The organism is Accumulibacter sp., from assembly GCF_023806625.1.
Classification (GTDB): domain Bacteria; phylum Pseudomonadota; class Gammaproteobacteria; order Burkholderiales; family Rhodocyclaceae; genus Accumulibacter.
Map to the genome: position 1 here is coordinate 26,563 of NZ_JAMTDX010000007.1, position 21,899 is coordinate 48,461.

23 protein-coding genes are annotated in these 21,899 nt (G+C 65.9%); 6 read left to right on the forward strand and 17 right to left on the reverse strand.

The features are described from left to right. Positions 1-140: 140 nt before the first annotated feature. Positions 141-677, forward strand: a complete 537-nt coding sequence (locus NFW05_RS01085) for a DUF4410 domain-containing protein (protein ID WP_295302021.1) — start codon at positions 141-143, stop codon at positions 675-677. A 36-nt stretch (positions 678-713) separates the two neighbouring features. Here the strand turns inward: NFW05_RS01085 and tolA are convergent, their stop codons facing one another. The 10 genes from tolA to NFW05_RS01135 form a co-directional block, all read right to left on the reverse strand. Continuing rightward, positions 714-1,769 (reverse strand): cell envelope integrity protein TolA, encoded by a 1,056-nt coding sequence (gene tolA / locus NFW05_RS01090; RefSeq protein ID WP_295302023.1) that lies wholly within the window; start codon positions 1,767-1,769, stop codon positions 714-716. A gap of 11 nt (positions 1,770-1,780) precedes the next feature. Further along, positions 1,781-2,185 (reverse strand): protein TolR, encoded by a 405-nt coding sequence (gene tolR / locus NFW05_RS01095; protein WP_295302025.1) that lies wholly within the window; start codon positions 2,183-2,185, stop codon positions 1,781-1,783. 4 nt (positions 2,186-2,189) lie between these two features. Continuing rightward, positions 2,190-2,867 (reverse strand): protein TolQ, encoded by a 678-nt coding sequence (tolQ, locus tag NFW05_RS01100; protein WP_295302026.1) that lies wholly within the window; start codon positions 2,865-2,867, stop codon positions 2,190-2,192. Then, positions 2,864-3,307, reverse strand: a complete 444-nt coding sequence (gene ybgC / locus NFW05_RS01105) for a tol-pal system-associated acyl-CoA thioesterase (protein ID WP_295302027.1) — start codon at positions 3,305-3,307, stop codon at positions 2,864-2,866. The genes tolQ and ybgC overlap by 4 nt, the downstream gene beginning before the upstream one ends. A gap of 67 nt (positions 3,308-3,374) precedes the next feature. Further along, positions 3,375-4,439 (reverse strand): Holliday junction branch migration DNA helicase RuvB, encoded by a 1,065-nt coding sequence (gene ruvB / locus NFW05_RS01110; protein WP_295302029.1) that lies wholly within the window; start codon positions 4,437-4,439, stop codon positions 3,375-3,377. Then, positions 4,436-5,527: an AI-2E family transporter gene (locus NFW05_RS01115; RefSeq protein WP_295302031.1), complete on the reverse strand. Its 1,092-nt coding sequence runs from the start codon at positions 5,525-5,527 to the stop codon at positions 4,436-4,438. The genes ruvB and NFW05_RS01115 overlap by 4 nt, the downstream gene beginning before the upstream one ends. Positions 5,528-5,534: 7 nt before the next feature. Then, the gene (gene ruvA / locus NFW05_RS01120; RefSeq protein ID WP_295302032.1) at positions 5,535-6,110 is read right to left on the reverse strand and encodes a Holliday junction branch migration protein RuvA; all 576 of its coding nucleotides are present in this window, start codon (positions 6,108-6,110) and stop codon (positions 5,535-5,537) included. Positions 6,111-6,123: 13 nt separating this feature from the next. Next, positions 6,124-6,678 (reverse strand): crossover junction endodeoxyribonuclease RuvC, encoded by a 555-nt coding sequence (ruvC, locus tag NFW05_RS01125; RefSeq protein ID WP_295302034.1) that lies wholly within the window; start codon positions 6,676-6,678, stop codon positions 6,124-6,126. Continuing rightward, positions 6,675-7,538: a DMT family transporter gene (locus NFW05_RS01130; RefSeq protein WP_295302036.1), complete on the reverse strand. Its 864-nt coding sequence runs from the start codon at positions 7,536-7,538 to the stop codon at positions 6,675-6,677. Before NFW05_RS01130 ends, ruvC begins: the two co-directional genes overlap by 4 nt. A gap of 199 nt (positions 7,539-7,737) precedes the next feature. After that, a complete protein-coding gene (locus NFW05_RS01135) occupies positions 7,738-9,150 on the reverse strand; it encodes a carbohydrate porin (protein WP_295302038.1) in 1,413 nt (470 codons plus the stop codon). 501 nt (positions 9,151-9,651) lie between these two features. Here NFW05_RS01135 and minD point away from each other — a divergent pair. Both minD and minE read left to right on the forward strand, forming a co-directional pair. Continuing rightward, on the forward strand, positions 9,652-10,473 hold the full coding sequence (gene minD / locus NFW05_RS01140; protein WP_295302039.1) for a septum site-determining protein MinD: 822 nt from the start codon (positions 9,652-9,654) through the stop codon (positions 10,471-10,473). Positions 10,474-10,475: 2 nt separating this feature from the next. Beyond that, the gene (minE, locus tag NFW05_RS01145) at positions 10,476-10,742 is read left to right on the forward strand and encodes a cell division topological specificity factor MinE (protein ID WP_295302040.1); all 267 of its coding nucleotides are present in this window, start codon (positions 10,476-10,478) and stop codon (positions 10,740-10,742) included. A gap of 16 nt (positions 10,743-10,758) precedes the next feature. Here minE and NFW05_RS01150 read toward each other — a convergent pair whose 3' ends face one another. Both NFW05_RS01150 and metK read right to left on the reverse strand, forming a co-directional pair. Further along, complete coding sequence (locus NFW05_RS01150; RefSeq protein ID WP_295302041.1) at positions 10,759-12,006, reverse strand: HD-GYP domain-containing protein; 1,248 nt, start codon at positions 12,004-12,006, stop codon at positions 10,759-10,761. A 110-nt stretch (positions 12,007-12,116) separates the two neighbouring features. Then, entirely contained in the window at positions 12,117-13,286 is a 1,170-nt protein-coding gene (gene metK, locus NFW05_RS01155; protein ID WP_295302043.1) for a methionine adenosyltransferase, read from the reverse strand. A 230-nt stretch (positions 13,287-13,516) separates the two neighbouring features. Here metK and NFW05_RS01160 point away from each other — a divergent pair, with 230 nt between their 5' ends. After that, a complete protein-coding gene (locus tag NFW05_RS01160; RefSeq protein ID WP_295302045.1) occupies positions 13,517-14,365 on the forward strand; it encodes a lysophospholipid acyltransferase family protein in 849 nt (282 codons plus the stop codon). A 129-nt stretch (positions 14,366-14,494) separates the two neighbouring features. Here NFW05_RS01160 and NFW05_RS01165 read toward each other — a convergent pair whose 3' ends face one another. Then, the gene (locus NFW05_RS01165; RefSeq protein ID WP_295302047.1) at positions 14,495-14,689 is read right to left on the reverse strand and encodes a hypothetical protein; all 195 of its coding nucleotides are present in this window, start codon (positions 14,687-14,689) and stop codon (positions 14,495-14,497) included. A gap of 385 nt (positions 14,690-15,074) precedes the next feature. On the opposite strand from NFW05_RS01165, the gene crcB reads away from it, so the two are divergent. Both crcB and NFW05_RS01175 read left to right on the forward strand, forming a co-directional pair. After that, complete coding sequence (gene crcB, locus NFW05_RS01170) at positions 15,075-15,461, forward strand: fluoride efflux transporter CrcB (RefSeq protein ID WP_295302048.1); 387 nt, start codon at positions 15,075-15,077, stop codon at positions 15,459-15,461. 144 nt (positions 15,462-15,605) lie between these two features. Further along, a complete protein-coding gene (locus tag NFW05_RS01175; protein ID WP_295302050.1) occupies positions 15,606-15,959 on the forward strand; it encodes a DUF190 domain-containing protein in 354 nt (117 codons plus the stop codon). Between the two features lie 76 nt (positions 15,960-16,035). Here NFW05_RS01175 and NFW05_RS01180 read toward each other — a convergent pair whose 3' ends face one another. The 4 genes from NFW05_RS01180 to NFW05_RS01195 all read right to left on the reverse strand — a co-directional run bounded on the left by NFW05_RS01180 (position 16,036) and on the right by NFW05_RS01195 (position 21,435). Further along, the gene (locus NFW05_RS01180; protein ID WP_295302052.1) at positions 16,036-16,659 is read right to left on the reverse strand and encodes a ParA family protein; all 624 of its coding nucleotides are present in this window, start codon (positions 16,657-16,659) and stop codon (positions 16,036-16,038) included. Then, entirely contained in the window at positions 16,656-17,996 is a 1,341-nt protein-coding gene (locus NFW05_RS01185) for a TAXI family TRAP transporter solute-binding subunit (protein WP_295302053.1), read from the reverse strand. Before NFW05_RS01185 ends, NFW05_RS01180 begins: the two co-directional genes overlap by 4 nt. Further along, positions 17,996-18,970, reverse strand: coding sequence for a quinone oxidoreductase (locus tag NFW05_RS01190; RefSeq protein ID WP_295302055.1), 975 nt, complete (start codon positions 18,968-18,970; stop codon positions 17,996-17,998). The genes NFW05_RS01185 and NFW05_RS01190 overlap by 1 nt, the downstream gene beginning before the upstream one ends. 275 nt (positions 18,971-19,245) lie before the next feature. After that, positions 19,246-21,435, reverse strand: coding sequence for a UvrD-helicase domain-containing protein (locus NFW05_RS01195; protein ID WP_295302057.1), 2,190 nt, complete (start codon positions 21,433-21,435; stop codon positions 19,246-19,248). Between the last annotated feature and the right edge of the window lie 464 nt (positions 21,436-21,899).

Genomic DNA, 21,899 nt, shown 5'->3' on the forward strand with positions numbered 1-21,899 from the left:
AAGCGAGGCTTGACGCTTGCCTGGCACGGTGACAGAATTCCCTGGTTAGGAAATGGTTTCCGGCGAGGCCGTCGCTGGCGGATGCCTCGCCCATCCGCGTCGTCTGACTCTTATCGGTAGGGGGGATCATGAACAGGAGCTTGAGCAAAGGACTCGCGATTGCAGTGCTGGTGGCGGCGGTCTCGGGGTGCGCGTCGGGAGTCAAGAGAGCCGACGAGAGCGCCAGGCGGCCGGCTTACTTCGCGGGCGGAGGCAAGCTCGCCGAGGACGTGACGGTATCGCTGAACCAGGAAGCGCAGGACAAGCTCGCCGACAATCTGAAGTTCGATCAGCAGAAGTTGCTGGCCACCGTGCGTCGCGCGCTCGAAGCGAAGAACCTGCTCGCCAAGGCTCCGGATGCGACGCTTCCGAAGATCGAGATCGTCGTCACCGACATTCGTGTCCGGTCGACCTTCTCCGCCGTGATGTGGGGATTCATGGCCGGCAATGACACTGTCAGCGGCGAGGTCATCGTCCGCGATCCGGCGGGACAGGATCTCCAGCGCTTCACCGTCTCTGCGTCGTACGCCCTTGGCGGGCTTGCCGGCGGGCAGGAGGAGACGCGAATGAACTGGCTGTACGAGACCTTTGCCCAGCACACCGTCGAGGAACTGACGGGAACCGGTTCCGACAGGTAGCAGCGGGCGCGTCGCGCTCGGGCGGTTCGCCGACGCTCAGTCGTCGTGCGGACGGTAAGGGATTTTGAGAACCCGCTCGAAGAGTTCCGGCTGGGCCGGTTTGGGCAGTGGCGACGACTTTCGGATGGCCCGCTCGACGGCCGAGTCGAGCGCCGGGTTGCCGCTCGATCGGCGAACCTTGACGTCGAGGACCTCGCCGGAGGGAAGCTGCGTCACCTCGAAAACCGCTTCGGGATTGCCCGGAATGTTCGGCGGCAGCGTGATGTTCCCGCGAATCTTGCCGCGCACCCGGTCGATGTACTCGTTGAGTGCGCGCTGGTTCCTGGCCGCTGCCCGTTCGGCTTCGAGCTGGCGAAGCTGGCGGGCCTCGGCCTCGGCTCGCGTGCGTTGTTCGCGAGCCGCCTTCTCCTGCTGCAACTGCTGGGTTTCGCGGCGCAGTTCGTCGTCGAAACTGGGGCGTCGTTCGGGCTGTATCCTGGGTTCTTCCCTGACCGGCGGTTCCTTCGCCTTCGGCTCCGGTCGGCGCGCCTCTTCCTTTTTCGCCGGCTCTTTCGCGCGAGGCTCTTCCTTCTTCGGCGTCTCCCTGGCGCGCGGCTCTTCCCTCTTCTGAGGCTCGCGGCTCTTGACCTCTTCCCTGGCCGGCTGTTCCCTGGGCTTCTTCTGTTCCTTGACGGCTATCTGCGGCTTGACCGGCGCCCTGGGTTCCGCCTTGACCTCGGGTTTCGCCTCGGACTTCGCCACCGGCCGGGGCTCCGGCTTCGGCTCGGGTCTGGCCTGAGGCCTGGGCTCGGGCTTCGGAGCCGGCCTGGGTTCGGGCTTCGCTTCGGGCCGGGGTTCGGGCCTGGCTTCCGCTCGCGGTGGCCGGGGGGGTTCCGGTTTCGCTTCCGGTATGACTTCGGGTGTGACCGGAGCCTCGGGGGCTGGCACGGCTCGCCAGACTTCGACTTCGACCGAGGCCGGCGTTTGGCTCTTCCATTGCACGCCGAGGAACAGGGCGCCGATCAGCAGCAGGTGGACGGCCGCCGAGAGCGCCAGTGATGGCCACTTGGCCGGCTCGTTCAGCGGCGGCGTCAGGTGGGCTGCTGCTTCCACGGCTCAGTGCTTCACTTGCCGGTCGGCTGAACGAGAAGGGCGATGCGTTTGACCTGTCGTTGCTGGAGTTCGTCCATGACCTCGAGAACGGCCTGATACCTGACGTTGCGATCCCCGGCGATGACCACTGCCTGATCCGGGTTCCGCCTCTGCGCGGCAACGATGGCTTCGACGAGTTCGCTCCGGCTGACTGCTCGCTCCTCCTTTCCCGGCACCTGGAGGGCTAACGACCGGTCGGCCCGGACATTCACCTGCAGCGGCTTTTCTGGAGGCTGTGCCGCCTTGCCGACCGAGGGCACGTCGATACTTGCGGTGGTCATCATCGGCGCGGTGACCATGAAGATCACCAGCAACACGAGCATCACGTCGATGTACGGGACGACATTGATTTCGTTCTTCAGACGACGCGGGCGCATGGCTCTACCTCATCTGCCGTTGCAGGATGTTCGAGAACTCTTCCATGAACGACTCGAAGCGCGACGAGAGGCGATCGATCTCGTGGGCAAAGCGGTTGTAGGCGACGACCGCCGGGATCGCCGCGAAGAGGCCGATCGCCGTGGCGACGAGCGCCTCGGCGATCCCGGGGGCCACCGCGGCAAGGGTGGCCTGCCCGACGTTGGACAGCCCGCGGAAAGAGTGCATGATCCCCCAGACGGTTCCGAACAGGCCTACGTAGGGGCTGACCGAGCCGACCGAGGCGAGAAACGCCAGGTGCGAGTCGATGCTGTCCATCTCGCGCTGGTAGGTCGCGCGCATGGCGCGTCGCGAGCCGTCGATCACGTCCTTCGGGTCGAGATTCTTCTGACTGCGCAGTTTCGTGAACTCGCGGAAGCCGGCTTCGAAGATCCGCTCCATGCTGCCCGTGCCGTGACGGTCGTTGATCGCGCTCTGGTACAGACTGTTGAGCTCACCGCCGCTCCAGAAGTCGCGCTCGAACTGCTCGGTCTTGGCACGTGCGGCCTTGACCGTGAACCACTTGCGGAAGATGTAGTACCAGGACATGAACGAGACGCAGGCGAGCAGCAGCATGACCGCCTGCACGACTGCGCTCGCGTTGAGGATCAGGTGCAGGATCGAGAGGTCTTGCGAGACGTTCATTGCAGGGCTTCCAGTTTGTTGCGCAGGATTGCGGGAATCGGTGTCGGTTTCATCAGCGAGGCGTTCACGCAGGCAATGTGGATCGCGCCAGTGACCAGTTCCTCCCATTCCCCGTCGCCACACGGGCCGAGACGCCTGATGTGCTGGCGAAAGAAGATCTGCGCCCGGCCGATGCGTTCGACCTCCAGACCGACGATCACTCGATCGTCGAGGCGCGCCGGCTTCAGGTAGTCGATGCTGACGTGGCGCACGACGAAGGCGATTCCCGGATCACGCAGCAGATCGGCCTGCTGGTGACCGATCTCGCGCAGCCATTCGCTGCGGCAGCGTTCGAAGTACTTCAGGTAGTTCGCGTAATAGACGACGCCGCCGGCATCGGTGTCCTCGAAGTAGATCCGGACAGGCACGGTGAAGGCGTTGGGTTTCTGCAGGCGTTTCATCGGCGAGGGGAATTCTAAGGCAGCGTGCTGACGGAGACTGTAAGGGATTGTGATCCGGGTCCTTCGCTCAGCCTGTCTGCCACAGGTTGCCCTGCGCAGTGTCGGGTGCCTGGTCGATCCCCAGGTGGCGGTAGATCGCCGGGGTGGCGACTCGCCCGCGCGGCGTGCGCTGCAGGAATCCCTGCTGGATCAGATAGGGTTCGAGGACATCCTCGATCGTGTCCCGAGCTTCACCGATCGCAGCCGCCAGGTTGTCGACGCCGACCGGACCCCCGGCGAACTTGTCGATCACCGCCGAAAGCAGCTTGCGGTCCATCACGTCGAGGCCGCCATGGTCTACCTCGAGCATCAGCAGCGCCGCGTCGGCGACGTCGCGCGTGATCCTCCCGCTCGCCCTGACCTCGGCGAAGTCGCGCACACGGCGCAGCAGACGGTTGGCGATTCGGGGTGTGCCGCGCGAGCGCCGAGCGACTTCCAGCGATCCGGCGTCGTCGATCGGCACTCCAAGCAGTCCGGCCGAGCGGGAAACGATCAGTTGCAGTTCTTCCGGGGTGTAGAACTCGAGACGCGCAACGATTCCAAAGCGGTCGCGCAGAGGATTGGTCAGCATGCCTGCGCGGGTCGTCGCGCCGATCAGCGTGAACGGCGGCAGGTCAAGTTTGACCGATCGTGCGGCGGGTCCCTCGCCTATGACAATGTCGATCTGGAAGTCCTCGAGGGCAGGGTAGAGGATTTCCTCGACGACTGGCGACAGCCTGTGGATCTCGTCGATGAACAGCACGTCGCGGGGCTCGAGGTTGGTCAGCATCGCGGCGAGGTCGCCAGGGCGCTCGATCACCGGGCCGGAGGTCGAGCGCAGGTTGACGCCCATCTCGGTGGCGATGATGTGTGCCAGCGTGGTCTTTCCGAGACCGGGGGGACCGAAGAGCAGGACGTGATCGAGCGTGTCATTGCGCCTTCGTGCGGCTTCGATGAATACGCTCAGCTGTTCGCGGATCTTCTGCTGTCCGACATAGTCGATCAGTCGTCTCGGGCGCAGCGCCCGTTCAAGTGCTTCTTCCTGAACCGAACGCGCTTCGGCGGAGATCAGTCGGTCGAGCGGTGCGCGGGCGAGGCGTTCGTTTTCGATCATCGCGCTTCCTCGTGCTGGAGCGCGGCTTTGGAATCGGGAGACACCGAGTGGGCGTGTGCGAGCCACTCGCGGATCAGCACCTGACCAAGGGCGAGCAGCGTGGGTCCGAGGAACAGACCGATGAAGCCGAAAACGAGGACGCCGCCGAAGACTCCGACGACGATCAGCAGCAGCGGCAGGCTCGCCGTGCGCGAAATGAGGATCGGCTTGATGAAGTTGTCGACGCTGCTGATTCCAAACATTCCCCAGAGGACCATGAACAGCGCCCAACCGGTCTGTCCCTCGTTGTACAGCCAGACCGCAGCGCCCAGCCAGATCAGCGTCGCTCCGACGACCGGGATCATCGAGAAGAAGAACGTCGCCACGGTCAGCAGCACGACGCCCGGCACGCCGGCGATCAGGAAACCGATCATCGCAACGACCGCCTGTGTCGCAGCGGTGCCGACGATACCGGCCATGACTCCGGTTACCGTCCCTTCGGCCAGCGCCAGCATCCGCTCACCGAGGTCGCCGGCGAGCGCGCGGCTGCTCGTGTGCAGCGCGTCGGCGTAGATGTGCGCGTCGCGGAAGATGAAAAAGACGAAGAAGATGACCAGCAGGAGCTGCAGCAGGCCCTGCGCGAACAGAGCGGCGGCGCCGAGGGCGAGTTTGCGCGTCGGGTCGAGCAACTGGTGCAGGAGGTTGTTCATCTCGTCGCGACTCTCGACGAGTTCCTGCCAGTACACGGCGGCGTCGCGGCCGATCAGCGGCAACCGCTTCAGCCACTCGGGGGGTTCGCTCGGCAGCCCGCTCTCCATCAGCGGCTTCAGGTGGCGTATGGCGACCTCGACGGCATCGGCCAGTGAACCCGAAAGCAGGGCCATCGGCGCGACGAGGAGGATCAGCAGCAGGATCGAGACGAGCAATGCGGCGAGGCTGCTGCGCCCGCGGCAGAACCTCAGCAGGCGATTGCGGATTGGCAGCGTGGTCACGCAGATGACGATGGCGAACAGCAGAGTGCCGGTGAACGGCAGCAGGACGGCGATGCAGCCGACGAAGAGCAGGGCGACGAGCGAGATCTGGATGAGGTTCTTGTGCGCGGCGTTCATGGTCGACTCAGACTCGTGAGAGCAGCTTGAGCGCCTGACGGATCCCGTCGGAGGTCGTGACATCGGGCGGCAGCTGTTTCAGTGCAGCCCCAGCTTCGCGGTCATTGTAACCCAGCGCCAGCAGCGCATTGAGGATGTCACTGCGCGAACTGGCGGCTGCCGGGCTGCTCGCCGGGAGCGCGTCGCCCAGTTTCCCCTTGAGTTCGAGGAGCAGACGCTCGGCGGTTCTGGCGCCGATTCCCGGGATGCGTGTCAGGCGACCAACCTCCTGCCGCGCAACCACCTCTGCGAGGTCGCCGACCGACAGTCCCGAGAGGACCGACAGGGCCAGGCGCGGACCGACTCCCGAGATCTTCAGTAGTTGGCGGAACGCGAAGCGTTCGTCCTCGCTGAGGAAGCCGTAAAGAAAATGACCGTCCTCGCGAACCGCGAAATGAGTCAGCAGAGTCAGCTTTTCGCCGGTGCCCGGCAGGTTGTAGAAGGTGCTCATCGGCACATCGAGTTCGTAGCCCACGCCCTGAACGTCGACGACTACCTGCGGCGGGTTCTTCTCCAGCAGGATACCGCTGATTCGTCCGATCATCAGCCGCGCTCCCTCACCTGCCGGCGATCAGGCGGCCGTTGCGCATGCGCAGCGCGTGACCAGCCAGTGGTCCATGAGCCAGACTGCCGTGCGCGTGTGCGATCGCACAGGCGAGAGCATCGGCAGCGTCCGGACTCGGGTCTGCCGGCAGCGACAGGAGGTGGCGTACCATGTGCTGGACCTGCTCCTTTTCGGCGTGCCCGTGGCCGACCACGGCCTGCTTCACCTGCAGGGCCGTGTACTCCGAGACCGGGATTCCGTTGGCCACCAGCGCAGCGATCGCCGCTCCGCGCGCTTGGCCGAGGAGCAGCGTCGACTGCGGATTGGCATTGACGAAGACGATCTCGGCTGCTGCCTGGTCCGGGCGGTGCAAGGCGACGAGTTCGCTGAGTCCGGCGTAGATCGTCCCCAGACGTTGGGGCAGCGATTCCCTGGCGTTCGTGCGGATGCGGCCACCGGCGACGTAGGTGAGCAGATTCCCCGCCTTCTCGATCAGGCCGAAGCCGGTGACCCGCAGCCCCGGATCGACGCCCAGGATGCGCAGCGCTGGACCGCTCGAGCGGATCATTTCGCTGCCGTCCTGGCAAGGTAGACGCCACCCACCGCGATCGCCATACCGGCAAGCGCCGCTACGCCGAGCGTTTCGTCGAACAGCAGCCAGGCGATCACCGCCGTGCTCGGCGGGGTCAGGTAGAAAAGGCTGGCGACATTGACCGCACTGCCGCTGCGGATCAGGATGTTCAGCAGACTGATCGCGCCGAAGGAGAGGACGAGCACCAGCCAGAGCAGCGCAAAGACGAAATCGGCCGTCCAGCGGATGTGCATGCTCTCGGTGGCTGCGGCGACCAGCCCGGTGATCAGCGCCGTGGGCAGGAACTGGATCACTGCCCCGGTGCGCAAGTCGAAATGCGGGCAGAAACGCTTCTGGTAGAGTGTTCCGACGGTGATTCCAAGGAGCGCTGCGAGCGCCGGGATGAGCATCACCGCGACCGGCGTGTCGCCGACCTTGCTGGCGACGACCAGGGTCACCCCGGCCAGGCCCAGTACGAGTCCCAGCCACTGCCGTGGCGAGACCCGCTCACCCAGCAAGACGCCAGCGCCAACGGCGGTCAGCAGCGGCTGCATGCCGACGACCAGCGAGGTGATCCCAGCCGGCAGGCCACGGCTGATCGCGGTGAACACACCGCCGAGATAGAGCGCATGGACGAGCAGCCCGGAAACCCCGATGTGTACCGTCTGCCGCGCATCTCTCGGCCACGGTGCCCGAGTGGCCAGCGCAAAGCTCGTCATCAGCACGAGCACCAGCACGTAGCGGGCGAGCAGGAAGGTCAGCGGCTCGGCGTACGGTAGCCCGAACCTTGCCCCGATGAAGCCGGTACTCCACAGGAAGACGAACAGGAAAGGCAGCAGGGGGCGAAAGCGATTCATCCGATCGGCCGGAAGATACAGTGCGGAAGTGTATCAAGCATCGCTCGGTCGATGGCTACACGGCGACCGCTTCCTCGCCTCGTCGGCACGTTGTGGCGTTTCGTCGCGCAGGCCAGGCTGGCGACGAATTACACCGCGTCAGGAAGAGGCGGACCATCTGGCCAGATCTCCGTGCCGGCCAGCGACCCGCCGGACGCCGTCAGAGGGCGAACTGCAGGCGTGCGCCGGCGACCGTCGAGTTCGGCAGATACAGACCAGGATTGACGATCCGCTGGACGACCGGCTGAAAGCTGAATCCGGGGACGATCTGGGCCCTGTAGGTCAGCTCGATCGCCGTTTCGGCAGTTCCGGAAACCGGGGTCAGGGCGTCGGCGGCGATCTGCTCGCGCCCCTGCGAGTCGACATGGCCGCGGGTCATGGCCAGTCCGACGCTGTCCTTGTCCCGTCCAGCCAGCGGCCCGCGCAGGTTCAGGCCGACGCTCAGCGAGTAATTGATTGCGTCGGTTCGGCCATCGGTGAAGCCGTAGCGCGCGAATACGGCGAGATCCCGGTTCGCCGCGGGGACCGCATAGACGCTCTGCTCGGCCAGCACGTAGGCCCCCCAATGTGTCGCCATCTGCGGGTCTCCGTTCGCGTCGACGGCGGTGATCTGGGGGAACCTCGGCGCGTATCGCCAGGCCCCGACGGCGACCTTGCTGATCGGTTCGAGGCCCGCGTCGCCCTCCTTCTCCGCGGCGCCGAGCAGCCCGGCCTTGAGCGGGCTGAAGCCGAGTTCGCCGATCACCATGCTGCCGGTGCTCCTGCTCCATGAAAGGTTCGGTCCGGCGCTGTCGAGACGGTCGCTGGTGACGCCCCGGGTCACCGCGAGCATCGCGTACCAGGAGGGATCGGGATCGACGCGCAGGCGCGCACCCCAACTGCTCGTCGCGTAGATCGACGGCGCGGCGAGCGTGCCCGGGTAAGCCGCTTCGGCAGCCATGCCGAACGAGGGGTGCAGGAAGATTCCCGACGATTCAGTCACGTAGAACTCGCTGTCGATCGGATAAAGGCCGACGCGCAGCGATGCCTTGTCGTCGAGGAACGACTGCTGCAGCCAGGCCTTGAAGATACCCGTACGGTTGGCCGGAGCCTCGAAGTTGTCGACCCCCATCAGGCTGCCGACATAGTTGCTGTTCGGGCGACCGCCACCGTTGCCGATCACGTGGAGGTACGCCGATCCGCCTTTCCAGCCGAAGAGCTTCTCGCCGTCGAACTGGAGGATCAGGTCGGCATGGCTCACGTACGCGCCACCCCGCTTCAGGCCCCCGGTCGTGTTGTAAAGATAGTCGCCGGTGTAGCCAAGGTCCGCCTGGACGCCCGCATCGTAAAGTTGCCGGCGCGTGCCGGCCCAGTCTCCGCTGAGCGTGGTTCCGCTCCAGTCGGGTGCGGCCTCAGCCGGCGACCGATCTTCCGTCGATGCTTCCTCTTCGTCAGTCGCCTGGCCCTCTTCGGCAATGGCCGTCGCCACGGGAGGCTCGGCAGCGACCGCCAGCGCAAGCGGCGCCGGCAGAGCCAGCAGCGCGACGAGCAGCGCACCCAGCGCCGGGCGAGAGGGGAGGGATTCAACGGACATCCGGTACTCCTTTGCGGTTGATCAGCCTTGCCGGTCGTGCAGCCGGTGGCGCGTGCGCGCATCCAGCGTCCGTCCGGATGATCGGCATGCTCTGGTCGGTCGGTGCCACCGTGCTTGTCCAGCGAAGCGAGGTCGTCCCAGGCGCCCGCCAGCGATGCGCAACGCGTCGCTGGGTCGCTCGGGAAGCGGTAGCCAGTCAGCCCAACCGACCCATCGTACGATGGTAGCATGGAAGGCGAGTTTGCGCAGCCGGCTGCCTCGGCTCGACGTCACAGCCGGCAGGCCATGAATGCGATGAGGCTCGCAGCGCCGCGATCGTACGCTCCGGGAAGACCTGGGCGACGGGCTGTGCGGGATCGAGCAGGTTCGCCCGGGTCTTCGGGGCGGGCGACGCCCAACCGCTCCAGACGGAGCCACGGTTCTCCGTCGGGGACGGTGGGGACCGTCCACACGCACTGTTCTGCAGGTAGAATCAGGACTTTCATCTGCGGGGACAGATCCGTGACACGAATAATTGTCGTAACGTCGGGCAAGGGAGGAGTCGGCAAGACGACGACCAGCGCGAGCTTTGCCTCGGGCCTCGCCCTGCGCGGGTACAAGACTGCCGTCATCGATTTCGACGTCGGCCTGCGCAACCTGGACCTGATCATGGGTTGCGAACGCCGCGTGGTCTATGATCTCGTCAATGTCCTGCACGGCGAGGCGACCCTGACGCAGGCGTTGATCAAGGACAAGCACTGCGAGAACGGCAATCTCCACGTGCTGCCGGCGTCGCAGACCCGGGACAAGGACGCGTTGACCGAAGAGGGGGTCGAGAGGGTCCTCAAGGAACTCGAGCACATGGGTTTCGACTACGTCGTCTGCGATTCACCGGCCGGGATCGAGCGTGGCGCTGTGATGGCGCTGACCTTCGCTGACGAGGCGCTGGTCGTCAGCAACCCCGAAGTCTCCTCGGTGCGCGACTCGGATCGCATACTCGGCATCATCCAGGCCAAGTCGCGGCGCGCACTGCTCGGCGGCGAGCCGGTCAGGGAACACCTGCTGATCACCCGCTACTCACCGAAAAGGGTGAATGAGGGCGAGATGCTGTCGTACAAGGACGTGCAGGAGATCCTGCGCGTTCCGATCATCGGGGTCATCCCGGAGTCCGAAGCGGTGCTCCAGGCTTCCAACGCGGGAACTCCGGCGATCCACCTGACTGGCACCGAGGTCGCCGGGGCCTATCATGACCTCGTCGGCCGCTTTCTCGGTGAAAGCATTCCGCTGCGCTACGTCGACTACGAGAAGCCCGGCCTGTTCAAGCGCCTGTTCGGGAGCAAATGAGGATGTCCCTCCTGTCCCTGATCTTTGGCAACAAGCCGAAATCGGCGGTGATTGCCAAGGAGCGCCTGCAACTCATCATCGCGCACGAGCGCAGTGGGAGCACCCGGGCGCCCGATTTCCTGCCAGCGCTGCAGCAGGAACTGATGGCCGTGATCTCGAAGTACGTATCGGTCAATCCCGAGGACATCAAGGTGTCGCTCGAGAAACAGGGGAATTTCGAGGTGCTGGAGGTCAATATCGTGATGCCGGAGGGCGGCAACCGCCCCTGAAACGCCCCTTCGGCGTTCAGGACTGAACGTTCGGAAGGCCCGACCAGATTTCGTTGAGGTCGGGGAATTTCCATTTCCCGGGGTCTTCGCGGCTGACGATCCTGAACCGACAGCCCGGTTGCTCGAGGTCGACCACCGCGGGCAGGATTCGGGCGCTGGAACGCGTCGAGAAGAAGACCTTGACGCGGGGACTGAGCAGCGACTTGTCTCCCTGTTCGACGACCACGCCGAGGCGCCCGCAGTTCAGCAGGACCAGCGAGCCGATCGGATAGATGCCGATGCTCTTCACGAAAGCCTGAAAGACGTTCGAGTCGAAGTGTCCGGTACTCCATTCGGCCATCCGGCGCAGTGACTCGGCCGGGTCCCAGCCGGCCTTGTACGGACGGTTCGAGGTGATCGCGTCGTAGACGTCACAGACGGCGCCCATTTTGGCGACGAGACTGATCTCGTCGCCCTTGAGCCGCCGTGGGTAGCCTGAGCCGTCGACCTTCTCGTGATGGTGGAGAACGACATCGAGAGCAACCTCGTCGGCAACTCCCCCCTCGCAGAGCATCCGGTGGCCTTCCTCGGGGTGCGACCTGATGATCGCGAACTCGTCGTCGGTCAGTTTGCCCGGTTTGTTGAGTATCTCGAGAGGCATGACCGCCTTGCCGAGATCGTGAAGGAGACCGGCGGTTCCGGCCACACGCGCTTGCTGCTCGTCGAAGCCGAGTTGTCTGGCGAGTGCGATCATCAGCGCGCAGACGGCGACCGAATGCATGTAGGTGTAGTCATCGGCCGTTTTCAGCCGGGCGAGACTGATCAGCGCGCCAGGGTTGCGGCTGACCGAGTCGGCAATCTGCTCGACGAGTTCGCGCGCGCCTTGGGCGTCGATGGCCCTGCCCATTCGCGCCTCCTCGAACATCGAGGCCACCGCCTGCCGGGAACTGGCGACGATCCTCGCCGCGCGCGCGAACTCGGCGGCCACGGGGACTCGTCCCGTATCGCAGGGCTCGCGCGTTGCCGCATCTGCCGGGCGCGGATCGTCGGTGTCGGTCGTCGTGGCTGACCACACCGGGTCTGCGCCTCGATCTTCGGCGATATCGATGCCCCGCGAGATGTCGATCAACACCTCCCGAACGCTGCTCTGGCGTATCGTCTCGATCTCCATTACGTCGGTGATGACGAAGGACGAACGCCAGAAAGGGTGGTCCATCCAGGAGCCGCAGAACTCCTTGACGTACATTCCGACGACGAGCCGATCAACGGGGATTCGTTTGAGCATTCAGGTTGCGGGCCTCGCGAGCCGACTTCAGCGAGCGGCAACTTTACACCAGGCGCGGGCGCCTGTCGAAAGCCGGGGCCGCGAACGGCCCCGGCGCTGAGGAAGGACGGTCAGTCGAGACCTGCCTCGGCGCGCAGGATCGCGGCCTTGTCGAGAGCTTCCCAGGTGAACTCGGGCTCGTCGCGCCCGAAGTGGCCGTAAGCGGCAGTCTTGCGGTAGATCGGCCGAAGCAGATTGAGCGCCTGGATGATTCCCTTCGGGCGCAGGTCGAAGTTCCTGCCGACGATTTCGATGATCTTCTCGTCGCTGACTCTGCCGGTTCCGAAGGTATTGACCATCAGCGAGACCGGACGAGCCACGCCGATCGCGTAGGCGACCTGGAGCTCGCAGCGCTCGGCCAGGCCCGCAGCGACGATGTTCTTGGCCACATGGCGGGCGGCATACGCCGCTGAACGGTCGACCTTCGACGGGTCCTTGCCCGAGAACGCTCCTCCTCCGTGTCTGGCCGCGCCGCCGTAGGTGTCGACGATGATCTTTCGCCCGGTAAGCCCACAGTCGCCGTGCGGCCCGCCGACGACGAAACGCCCTGTCGGATTGATCAGGTAATGCGGGTTGGCGCTCAGCAGCTCGCGCGGGATGACCGGCTTGATCACTTCCTCGATCACCGCCTCGGAGATCTGGGCATGGGAGACATCCGGGTCGTGCTGCGTCGACACGACGATCGTGTCGATCGATACCGGTCGGCCATCGACGTAGCGCACCGTGATCTGACTCTTCGCGTCGGGCCTCAGCCATGGCAGGCGCCCGTCGCGGCGCACTTCGGCCTGCCGCTGCATGACCCGGTGCGCGTAGTGGATCGGCAGCGGCATCAGCATCGCCGTTTCATTGCACGCATAGCCGAACATCAGGCCCTGATCGCCCGCGCCCTGGTCGAGGTCGAGGCCTTGCCCCTCGTTGACGCCTTGGGCGATGTCCGGCGACTGCCGGTTGATCGCGGTCAGGATCGCGCAACTCTTGTAGTCGAAACCGATTTCCGAGTCGTCGTAACCGATCCGGCGGATCGCGTCCTGGGCCACCTCACGGTAGTTGACATGTGCCCTGGTGGTGATTTCGCCCGAGATCACCACCAGGCCGGTGGACACCAGCGTCTCGCAGGCGACGCGGGCCAGCGGGTCGTCGGCCAGGATCGCGTCGAGAACGGAATCGGATATCTGGTCGGCGACCTTGTCCGGGTGTCCTTCCGAAACCGACTCCGAAGTGAAGAGGTACTCTTTGCTCACGTTGCGTCTGCTCCACAAATCAAAAAAACCCCGGAAAGCCAGCGTTGCCGGCTCCGGGGTCTGAGCAGACGACGCTTTAGCAGTATTTGTCAGCCGCTCAAGCGGCGCTGCCCGCCCTGCAAGTTGTCCTGATTAACTCGGCGGATGGATAATTATATCTTTTCTCCCCCCGTCGGGGCATCCCGATCGTCGAGCTCCGTGCTTCAGATCCTTCGTCCGGGGGTGATCCGGTGATCACCCTGTTTCGTCTGCTGAGTCGTCTGCCGCTGTCCTGGCTGCAGGCGTTGGGTGCGCTGCTCGGCTGGCTGACCTGGCTCGCTTCGCCGACGTATCGCCGCCACATGCGCGAAAACATGGTTCTCGCTCTCGGCGAGGCAGAGGCGCGGCGGCTGCGGCCGGCGGCGATCGCCGAGGCCGGCAAGGCAGCGTTGGAGCTGACCCGGATCTGGCTTCGTCCGCTGGCGGAAGCCGCTGCTCGCGTGGTGCAGGTCTCGGGCTGGGAACTCGTCGAGCAGGCGACCCGCGAAGGGCGGGGAATCCTCTACCTGACGCCGCATTTGGGGTGCTTCGAGATCACCGCGCAATACCTGTCGACCCGTGCGCCAATCACGGTTCTCTACCGCCCGCCGCGGCAGCCCTGGCTGCAGGCGATGATCGAGGCCGGTCGGGCCCGCGACCAGCTGTTCCTTGCGGCAGCCGACCTCTCCGGAGTGCGCAGCCTGATCAAGGCGCTCAGGCGCGGTGAGGCGGTGGGCATGCTCCCCGATCAGGCGCCGAAGGCCGGAGAAGGCCGCTGGCTCGACTTCTTCGGCAGGCCTGCGTATACGATGACGCTCGCTGCGCGGCTGACCGAAACGCGCGCGACGGTGATCATGGTCTGGGCCGAGCGTCTGCCGCGCGGGCGCGGCTATCACTTCCGGCTGCAGAAGCCGACCCGTCCGATCGAGGGCAGCATCGAGCAGCGCGCGCAGCAGATCAACACCGAGATCGAGCATCTGATCCGCCAGTGTCCGGCGCAGTATCTGTGGGGCTACAACCGGTACAAGGGTCGGAAGACACCGGCGCCTCAGAGCTCGTGAAGGAATCTGCTGCGCGACCGATCTGCGGTGTCGCTCGCTCACTTCTCGCCCATCCATCCGATAGGTCTGGTCGTTCTCTCGCTCGCGTCGGGCATCTCGGCCTGCTCGCGACGATTTCTCGACAACCTCTCAGTCGATCTCGACCGGACTTCCCTCGTAGCTGCCGGTGATTCTCGACGAGCAGGGTTCCTGGCCCTGGCTCCCGAGCGTCCTGGCAAAGCCTCCGCTCACCCCGAAGGCGGCGAGAAGGGCGCGACCCTCCTCATCCTCGGGCTCGATCCGCAATACACAGTCATCGTCATCCATCAGCATCAGCACTTTCATCTCTTGCCTCCATCGGCGCCCGACTGGCACACCGGGCGCGCCAGATGTCCAGCGGTTGGTCGGTTCCCCGGTGCCCGCTGCTTACACCGGGGCAAGGAGGTCAGGGCAGGCTGTCTCGACCTCTGGCGCGAGTCTCACCGATCCGCAGTCCCCAACCAAGGAATTAGTTCACGGCGCGAGCCACTGCGCCGTGTGGTGTGCGATTGCCATCGTCGGCCCGCAGGCCCCGGCGCTCGCCCGGTCTGGCCGGGATCGCGGCCGATCACTCGGGGCAAAGGGATGGTGCTATATTGCCGGCGCGCCGGTCGGCGCGGGTCAACTGCCCGGCACCTGCCGGCAAGCGAACCGTGAGCCGCCCGGTTTGCGGACTTTTCGAGGGGGACGCATGTGGAAAGCGATCCTGGCGATCGTCGTCGGCGCGGCCGTCGGTGCACTGTTGCGCTGGCAGCTCGGAGTCCGGCTGAACGCGATCTTTCCGACGCTGCCTCCGGGTACGCTGCTCGCCAACCTGATCGGTGCGTACGTGATCGGGCTGGCGATGGCTCTGTTCGCTGCGTATCCGGCGCTGCCGCCGGAGTGGCGTCTGACCGTGATCACCGGCTTCTGCGGCGGCCTGACGACCTTTTCGACGTTTTCGGCCGAACTGACGACCCTGCTCCAGGAGGGGCGGCTCTCCTCGGCGCTGGCCATCGTCGCTGCGCATGTCGCGGGTTCCGTGCTGATGACCCTGGCGGGAATGGCCACGGTCGTCTGGGCGAGGGCTTCGGGCTGAAGGCCAGGCCATGTGCGGGCCCCACCGAAGCCGGAGTGGCCGGCGCCGGGTTGTCGACCGGCAGCACCTGAGCCCAGGGACGGCGTCGCCCCGCGGCCTGTTCAGCACGTACTGCGCGAGCGGATCTGTTTCTCGGGGGTGACCATGGAAGGTTCCTTTGTACGCTTCTACGTCCGGGAGAGCGAACGGCATCGCGGAGTGCTGCTCTGGGAGTGGCTGCTCAGGCAGGGGAACGGGCTCGGACTGAGGGGAGGGTCGGCTTTCCGATCGATCGGCGGCTTCGGGCGGCACCATGCGGTTCACGAGCAGCGCTTCTTCGAGCTGGCGGGCAGCGGAGCGATCGAGGTCGAGTTCGTCGTCGGGAGCGAGGAGGAGGAGCGACTTTTCTCGCTGCTCCGGGCAGAACGTCTGGGCCTCTTCTACACGCGCATCCCGGCCAGCTTCGGGGTGGTCACTCCCGATCGCGTCGAAGGACCGACAACGACCGGTGCGCCGTGATCGGGGACGACGCTCCGGCATCGCCTACCGCAGTGCCGGCGGTCGCCGGCGGAGCACGGAGTCCTGACGAGTCGCGTCAGCTATTGACCCAGTCGATGATCGGCTGCCACTGCTCGAGATCCCGGGCCGCCCGCGACGCCGAGAGATCGAACATGGTCATGCCGTTCATCGTCGTCTGCACGTACAGTTGCGTCGTGCGCAGATGGGTGAGGACGGGCAGGTCGAAGCCGCTCAGGAAACGCTCGAGTTCGGCTGCGGCGCGCGTGCGCGGGTCGACCCGCATGCCGACGACGGCGACGAAGGCACTCTCGTTGCGGACCGCCTTTTCGGCAAGCAGCGCCTCGATGAAGTGGCGCGTCGCGAGGATGTCGAACAACGACGGCTGGACCGGTACGAGCACCCGGTTGACCTGCTTGACGACTGTGTCGAGAGCCTTGCCGTGCAGCCCGGCGGGCGTGTCGAGGACGACGTGAGTCGTGCCCTTCGGGGGGCGCGCGGTTTTGCCGGGCTCGATCTCCCAGCTCTGGATCTTCGGCAGGATCGATGGTCGCAAGCGGAGCCATTCGCGCGACGACTGCTGACGGTCGACGTCGCCGAGCATCACCCTGTGGCCGGCACGTGCCAGGTGCCCGGCGAGATTGATCGCCAGCGTGGATTTTCCGGAACCACCTTTCGGGTTCGCAATCAGGATGGATTTCATGCCTGCTTGTCCTTTTCATGATTCGTGGCGAGGCGGCGCAACTCGTCGCGAACCAGGTTGATGTGTTCACGCAAAGTGTAAAGCAGATCGGTGAAGGCGAGAGGAATATTCAGCCCGCTGGCCGTCGCCTCGATGCGCTCCAGGTGGTTCAGGTATTCGTCGTGGCGCTGCCCATCGTAGTGCTGCAGGAGGTCGTTTTCGAGGAACTTGAGATCCCCGTAGCAGCGGTAGATCTTCGAGCGGACACGCCAGCCGTAGATCGCCGGGGCGAATTTCAGGAGCGGCAGCGAGAGCATGACAATCGGCAGAATCATGACGAACAGTCGCTCGACCAGGACGGCCATCCAGAAGGGCAGGTAAACCTGCAGGAACGGTGGGCCCGACCGATAGTACCGTTCGGCTTCCGGCGACAACGGAAAGCTGTGATCCTTGTAGGCCGGAAACTCTCCGGCGCGCTGGAAGAAGCCGCCCTGGCCATTGACCTCGCTCATCGCCTGCAGGAGCAGGCTGACCAGCGCCGGATGCAGGTCTTCGCGGACGACGACGTTCGCGGTCGTCGCGAGCAGCTGCGTGTCGCGCGGCGGAACGTCGCGAACCAGGTCGACGACGCCCTTCGGAAGGACAATTTTGGACAGGAAAGGGAAACGCCTCAGGTAGGCGTCGGCCTGGCTCAGGCTGACCACGCGCAGCCCGGGAGAGCGAAGTATCACCTGGACCACGGGCGCTTCCTGTGCGGCGACGATGAACGCCGCGTCGATCCGACCCTGCTGCAGCGCTTCGGCAGCCGACAGACCGGCCAGCGGCAACAGATTCGGGCTGGTCGCCGGAATCTCGTTGGCCTCGAGCAGAGTCAGGGCCAGCCCGCGAATCCCGCTGCCGTCCTCGCCGACGGCCACTTGCTGGTTGGCGAGCTGGTGGAGCCTGTCGACCCGCCGCGTGCCGCGATAGAAAATCCACACCGGCTCGTAGGAGACGCTGCCGAGCGATCGCAGCGTGCCTGACTCGTCGTCCTCACCGGCAGCCACCGGGGTGATCCCGCCCTGGACGAAGGCGACGTCGGCTTCACCCTTCTCGAGACGTTCGAGGTTCTCGTACGAGCCCGCCGAAGTCCTGACCTCGAGCGTGATCCCCTTGGCGGACAGCAATGACGCGTAGCGTTGCGCGTAGGCGTAGTAGGCGCCGGTCTCGCTGCCCGTGCTGATGACGATGTGCCTCGGTGGTTCGGGCTCGACGAACTGATAGGCGATGACCAGGCCGATTGCCGTGATCAGGACGATCGGCCAGGCCGTCGCCAGCAGGTAGCGGAGGGCGACGAGTCGCGCGCGCAGGCGCTGCATCAGGGCAGCAGGACGGTCGATCCGCTGAGCTTGCGCCCCTCTAGATCACGATGGGCGTCGGCCACCCCGGCCAACGGGTAGGTCTGGCGCACGGCGATGTTCACCCGTCCCGATTCGACCACCTCGAAAAGCTGACCAGCCAGCGCGACGAGGTCGTCCCGCCTCGCCGTGTAATGCATCAGCGTCGGACGCGTCAGGAACAGCGATCCCTTCTGCGAGAGCAGCAGCGGGTCGAAGGCGGGGACCGGCCCCGAGGCGTTGCCGAAGCTGACCAGCAGGCCACAGGTTCGCAGGCTGTCGAGCGATCCGGCAAAGGTGTCCTTGCCGACGCCGTCGTAGACCACCGCCACCCCTTCGCCGCCGGTGATTTCGCGCACGCGGCGGGCGAAATCCTCGCGCGTGTAATCGATCACGTGGTCGCAGCCGTTCGCCGCAGCCAGTTCGGCTTTCGCTGTGCTCGACACGGTACCGATCACCGTGGCTCCGAGCGCCTTCGCCCACTGACAGGCGATCAGGCCGACGCCGCCGGCAGCGGCATGGATCAGGACCACGTCACCGGCCCGTACCGGATAGGTGCGCAGCAGCAGGTACGCGCTCGTCAGACCCTGCAGCATCATCGCCGCGGCGGTCGGGAAATCGATCGACTCGGGGAGCTTGACGAGCCGGTCGGCCGGCAGGCAGCGGACTTCGCTGTACGCACCGACGGGTCCGCCCGCGTAAGCCACGCGATCGCCCGGCCGCAGTTCGCTCACCGTACTGCCCACCGCCTCGACGATCCCCGAGGCTTCGAGACCAAGACCACTGGGGAGCGGCAAGGGGTAGAGGCCGCTGCGGTGGTAGATGTCGATGTAATTGAGTCCGACCGCCCGGTGGCGAACGCGCGCCTCGGCTGGTGCCGGGTCGGCGACGTCGATTTCCTCGCGGCACATGACCTCGGGACCGCCGGTCCGATGGATACGAATGGCAAATGGCATCGCTATCTCCTCCTGGAAACGGACGCGGCCCTTCGGTCTTGGCAGCCGCCGCGTCCGGAATGGTCATCGGCGACCCGTGCGCCTGGCGCTCTGCCGGATCGCCGAAGCCGGATGCTCGCCGTTCGATCTACCCCGAGGCTGCGCCCTACGGGCAACTGTGACAGTCTAGTCGGCCGCCCGCTTGGACGGCAAGCGAAAGAACTCGCAGGAAGGCCGTAGCCTGCCGCATGGGCGTCGACCACCAGCCGCCTCTGCCGCGGGGCCGTCGGCTCGGGTCATGCCGGGATCAGGCGCGCGTACTCGATCGCCAGCCACTTCAGACCGGCGGCCCCAAAGTTCACCTGGACGCGCGCTTCGCTCCCGGAGCCCTCGGCCGAGACGATCACCCCGAGCCCGAAGCGCGCATGACGAACGTTCTGGCCGATGCGCAGGCCGCCAGCCAGCGCCGCCGGCTGCTCGACCCGGGCCGGCGGCGGGCGGCCGATCGGGGCAGCCCGGCCGATCGGGGCAGACCGGTTGATCCGGCGCAGCAATGGCGCGGGCAGCTCGTCGAGAAAGGCCGACGGCAAGGAGTAGCGCGTCTGCCCATGCAGCAGGCGCGTCTGCGCGTGGCTCAGGTAGAGGCGCCGGCGTGCCCGGGTCAGCGCGACGTACATCAGGCGCCGCTCCTCTTCGACCCCGTCGCGTTCCTGAGCCGTCGTTTCGTGCGGGAAAAGGCCCTGCTCGAGCCCGGTGATGAAAACCGTGTCGAACTCGAGTCCCTTGGCCGCATGCACGGTCATCAGCTGAACCGCGTCCTCGCCGGCAGCCGCCTGGTGCTCGCCAGCCTCGAGCGAAGCGTGGGCCAGGAACGATGCCAGCGGGCCGGCTTCGGCGAGCGACGCCGTCTCGCTCGTCGCGTTGCCGTCCTCGAGCAGGAAGGTCGTTGCCGCGTTGATCAGTTCGTCGAGGTTGTCGAGACGGTCCTGCCCTTCCTTGTCGGTCAGGTAGTGTTGGCGAAGCCCCGACTCGTTGATCACCTGGTCGATCAGTTCGGGCAGCGCGAGGTGCGCAGTGCCGCTGCGCAGACCTTCGATCAGGCCGACGAATCGGGCCAGCGATCCGCCGGCCTTGCCGCCGAGGCTGGCTGCCGCGTTGTACAGACTTGACTGGGTCTGCCGCGCGGCGTCGTCGAGCGCTTCGAGGCTGCGCGCTCCGATGCCGCGCGCCGGGAAATTGACCACCCGCGCGAACGCGGTATCGTCGTCGGGATTGGCGATCAGGCGCAGGTAGGCGAGCGCGTGCCTGATCTCCTGGCGATCGAAGAAGCGCAGCCCGCCATGGACCCGATAGGGAACGCCGGCGGTGAACAGCTGATGTTCGAGGACGCGCGACTGGGCGTTCGAACGGTAGAGCACGGCGATGCGATCGCGCGACGCACCGTCGGCGACGAGCTGGCGAATCTCCTCGACGACGAAGCGGGCTTCGTCGACGTCGGTATGAGCGTCGAAGACGCGGATCGGTTCGCCGGCCCCGGCGTCGGTCCACAGGTTCTTGCCCAGGCGACCGCGATTCTGCCTGATCAGGGCGTTGGCTGCGTCGAGAATGTTCCCCTGCGAGCGATAGTTCTGCTCGAGGCGAATGACGTGATCCAGGGCGAATTCGCGCTGCATGTCGCGCATGTTGCCGATTTCGGCTCCGCGAAAGGCATAGATCGACTGGTCATCGTCGCCGACCGCGAACAGGCAGGCCCCGGGCCCTTCGGGGGCGACGCTGCCCCGGCCGGCGAGCAGCTTGAGCCACGCGTACTGCAGGCGGTTGGTGTCCTGGAATTCATCGACGAGAATGTGCCGGAAGCGCGCCTGATAGTGGTGGCAGAGCGGCTCGTTGCGCTGCAGCAGCTCGTAAGAGCGGAGCAGCAGTTCGGCGAAGTCGACGACGCCCTCGCGCTGACACTGCGCCTCGTACTCGCGGTAGAGCTCGACGCGGCGGCTCGTGTAACGGTCGTAAGCCTCGGCCTGCGCCGCGCGGAGGCCCTGTTCCTTGTGCGCGTTGATGAAGTGCATCAGTTCGCGCGGCGGATACTGCTGGTCGTCGATGTTCAGCCCCTTGAGCAGGCGCTTGAGCGCGGCGAGCTGGTCAGCCGCATCGAGGATCTGGAACTGCAGCGGCAGGCCGGCTTCGCGGTAGTGGGCACGCAGCAGCCGGTTGCACAGACCGTGGAAGGTCCCGATCCACATCCCCCGCGTGTTGATCGGCAGCATCGCCGCGAGTCGGGACTGCATCTCCCTCGCCGCCTTGTTGGTGAAGGTCACCGCCAGGATGCCGTGTGGCCCGACCTGGCCGGTCGAGATCAGCCAGGCGATGCGCGTGGTCAAAACACGGGTCTTGCCACTGCCCGCGCCGGCGAGGATCAGCGCGTGCTGCGCCGGCAGGGTGACCGCGGCGAGCTGCGGGGGATTGAGATGGGCGAGCAGGTCGGACATGGAACTTCGCTTTTTGGCGGAACGCGAGGATTATAGTCTCCGCGCCGCATCCGGGCCCGATTGGAGCTGCAGGCGCGAGGCCGTTCTTGCGCTGCCGAGCGTTGCCGGATCTTCGCCGTCGACTTGGCAGGGATGCGCGACGGTCGGTCCTTGAGCGTGGGGGGTCTGCAGATGGGCGGGCAAATGCTGCAGTTCATGCCCGCCGCCCCGGCCCGCCGGCCGAACGGGGTCGCCTGCGCGACGAGCGCATCGCGGTGCTGGAAGCGGATGCTGCCCGCCGGGCCGGGAAACCCCCCGCGGGATTTACCAATACCAGCTGATGCTGGATCAACGTCAGTCAGCGTCTGGCCTGTCCGTCATCGCCCCCCAGCAGGAGCAGCTGTTGGCGACCCTGGCCCGGCCCGAGCCCACAGAGGGGGCTTCGGGATTTCGGACAGCAGGATAAGTGGTAGCCTTGCCCCATC

What these genes read in the sequence shown, in the direction of transcription:
- NFW05_RS01115 (WP_295302031.1), bottom strand. Translation starts at nt 5,527, where the DNA reads ATGAACGCCGCGCACAAGAACCTCATCCAGATCTCGCTCGTCGCCCTG.
- NFW05_RS01165 (WP_295302047.1), bottom strand. Translation starts at nt 14,689, where the DNA reads ATGAAAGTGCTGATGCTGATGGATGACGATGACTGTGTATTGCGGATC.
- NFW05_RS01185 (WP_295302053.1), bottom strand. Translation starts at nt 17,996, where the DNA reads ATGCAGCGCCTGCGCGCGCGACTCGTCGCCCTCCGCTACCTGCTGGCG.
- ruvB (WP_295302029.1), bottom strand. Translation starts at nt 4,439, where the DNA reads ATGATCGAAAACGAACGCCTCGCCCGCGCACCGCTCGACCGACTGATC.
- NFW05_RS01180 (WP_295302052.1), bottom strand. Translation starts at nt 16,659, where the DNA reads ATGAAATCCATCCTGATTGCGAACCCGAAAGGTGGTTCCGGAAAATCC.
- NFW05_RS01150 (WP_295302041.1), bottom strand. Translation starts at nt 12,006, where the DNA reads ATGCTCAAACGAATCCCCGTTGATCGGCTCGTCGTCGGAATGTACGTC.
- minE (WP_295302040.1), top strand. Translation starts at nt 10,476, where the DNA reads ATGTCCCTCCTGTCCCTGATCTTTGGCAACAAGCCGAAATCGGCGGTG.
- crcB (WP_295302048.1), top strand. Translation starts at nt 15,075, where the DNA reads ATGTGGAAAGCGATCCTGGCGATCGTCGTCGGCGCGGCCGTCGGTGCA.
- NFW05_RS01190 (WP_295302055.1), bottom strand. Translation starts at nt 18,970, where the DNA reads ATGCCATTTGCCATTCGTATCCATCGGACCGGCGGTCCCGAGGTCATG.
- NFW05_RS01130 (WP_295302036.1), bottom strand. Translation starts at nt 7,538, where the DNA reads ATGAATCGCTTTCGCCCCCTGCTGCCTTTCCTGTTCGTCTTCCTGTGG.
- tolR (WP_295302025.1), bottom strand. Translation starts at nt 2,185, where the DNA reads ATGCGCCCGCGTCGTCTGAAGAACGAAATCAATGTCGTCCCGTACATC.
- tolQ (WP_295302026.1), bottom strand. Translation starts at nt 2,867, where the DNA reads ATGAACGTCTCGCAAGACCTCTCGATCCTGCACCTGATCCTCAACGCG.
- NFW05_RS01195 (WP_295302057.1), bottom strand. Translation starts at nt 21,435, where the DNA reads ATGTCCGACCTGCTCGCCCATCTCAATCCCCCGCAGCTCGCCGCGGTC.
- ybgC (WP_295302027.1), bottom strand. Translation starts at nt 3,307, where the DNA reads ATGAAACGCCTGCAGAAACCCAACGCCTTCACCGTGCCTGTCCGGATC.
- ruvC (WP_295302034.1), bottom strand. Translation starts at nt 6,678, where the DNA reads ATGATCCGCTCGAGCGGTCCAGCGCTGCGCATCCTGGGCGTCGATCCG.
- NFW05_RS01175 (WP_295302050.1), top strand. Translation starts at nt 15,606, where the DNA reads ATGGAAGGTTCCTTTGTACGCTTCTACGTCCGGGAGAGCGAACGGCAT.
- ruvA (WP_295302032.1), bottom strand. Translation starts at nt 6,110, where the DNA reads ATGATCGGACGAATCAGCGGTATCCTGCTGGAGAAGAACCCGCCGCAG.
- NFW05_RS01135 (WP_295302038.1), bottom strand. Translation starts at nt 9,150, where the DNA reads ATGTCCGTTGAATCCCTCCCCTCTCGCCCGGCGCTGGGTGCGCTGCTC.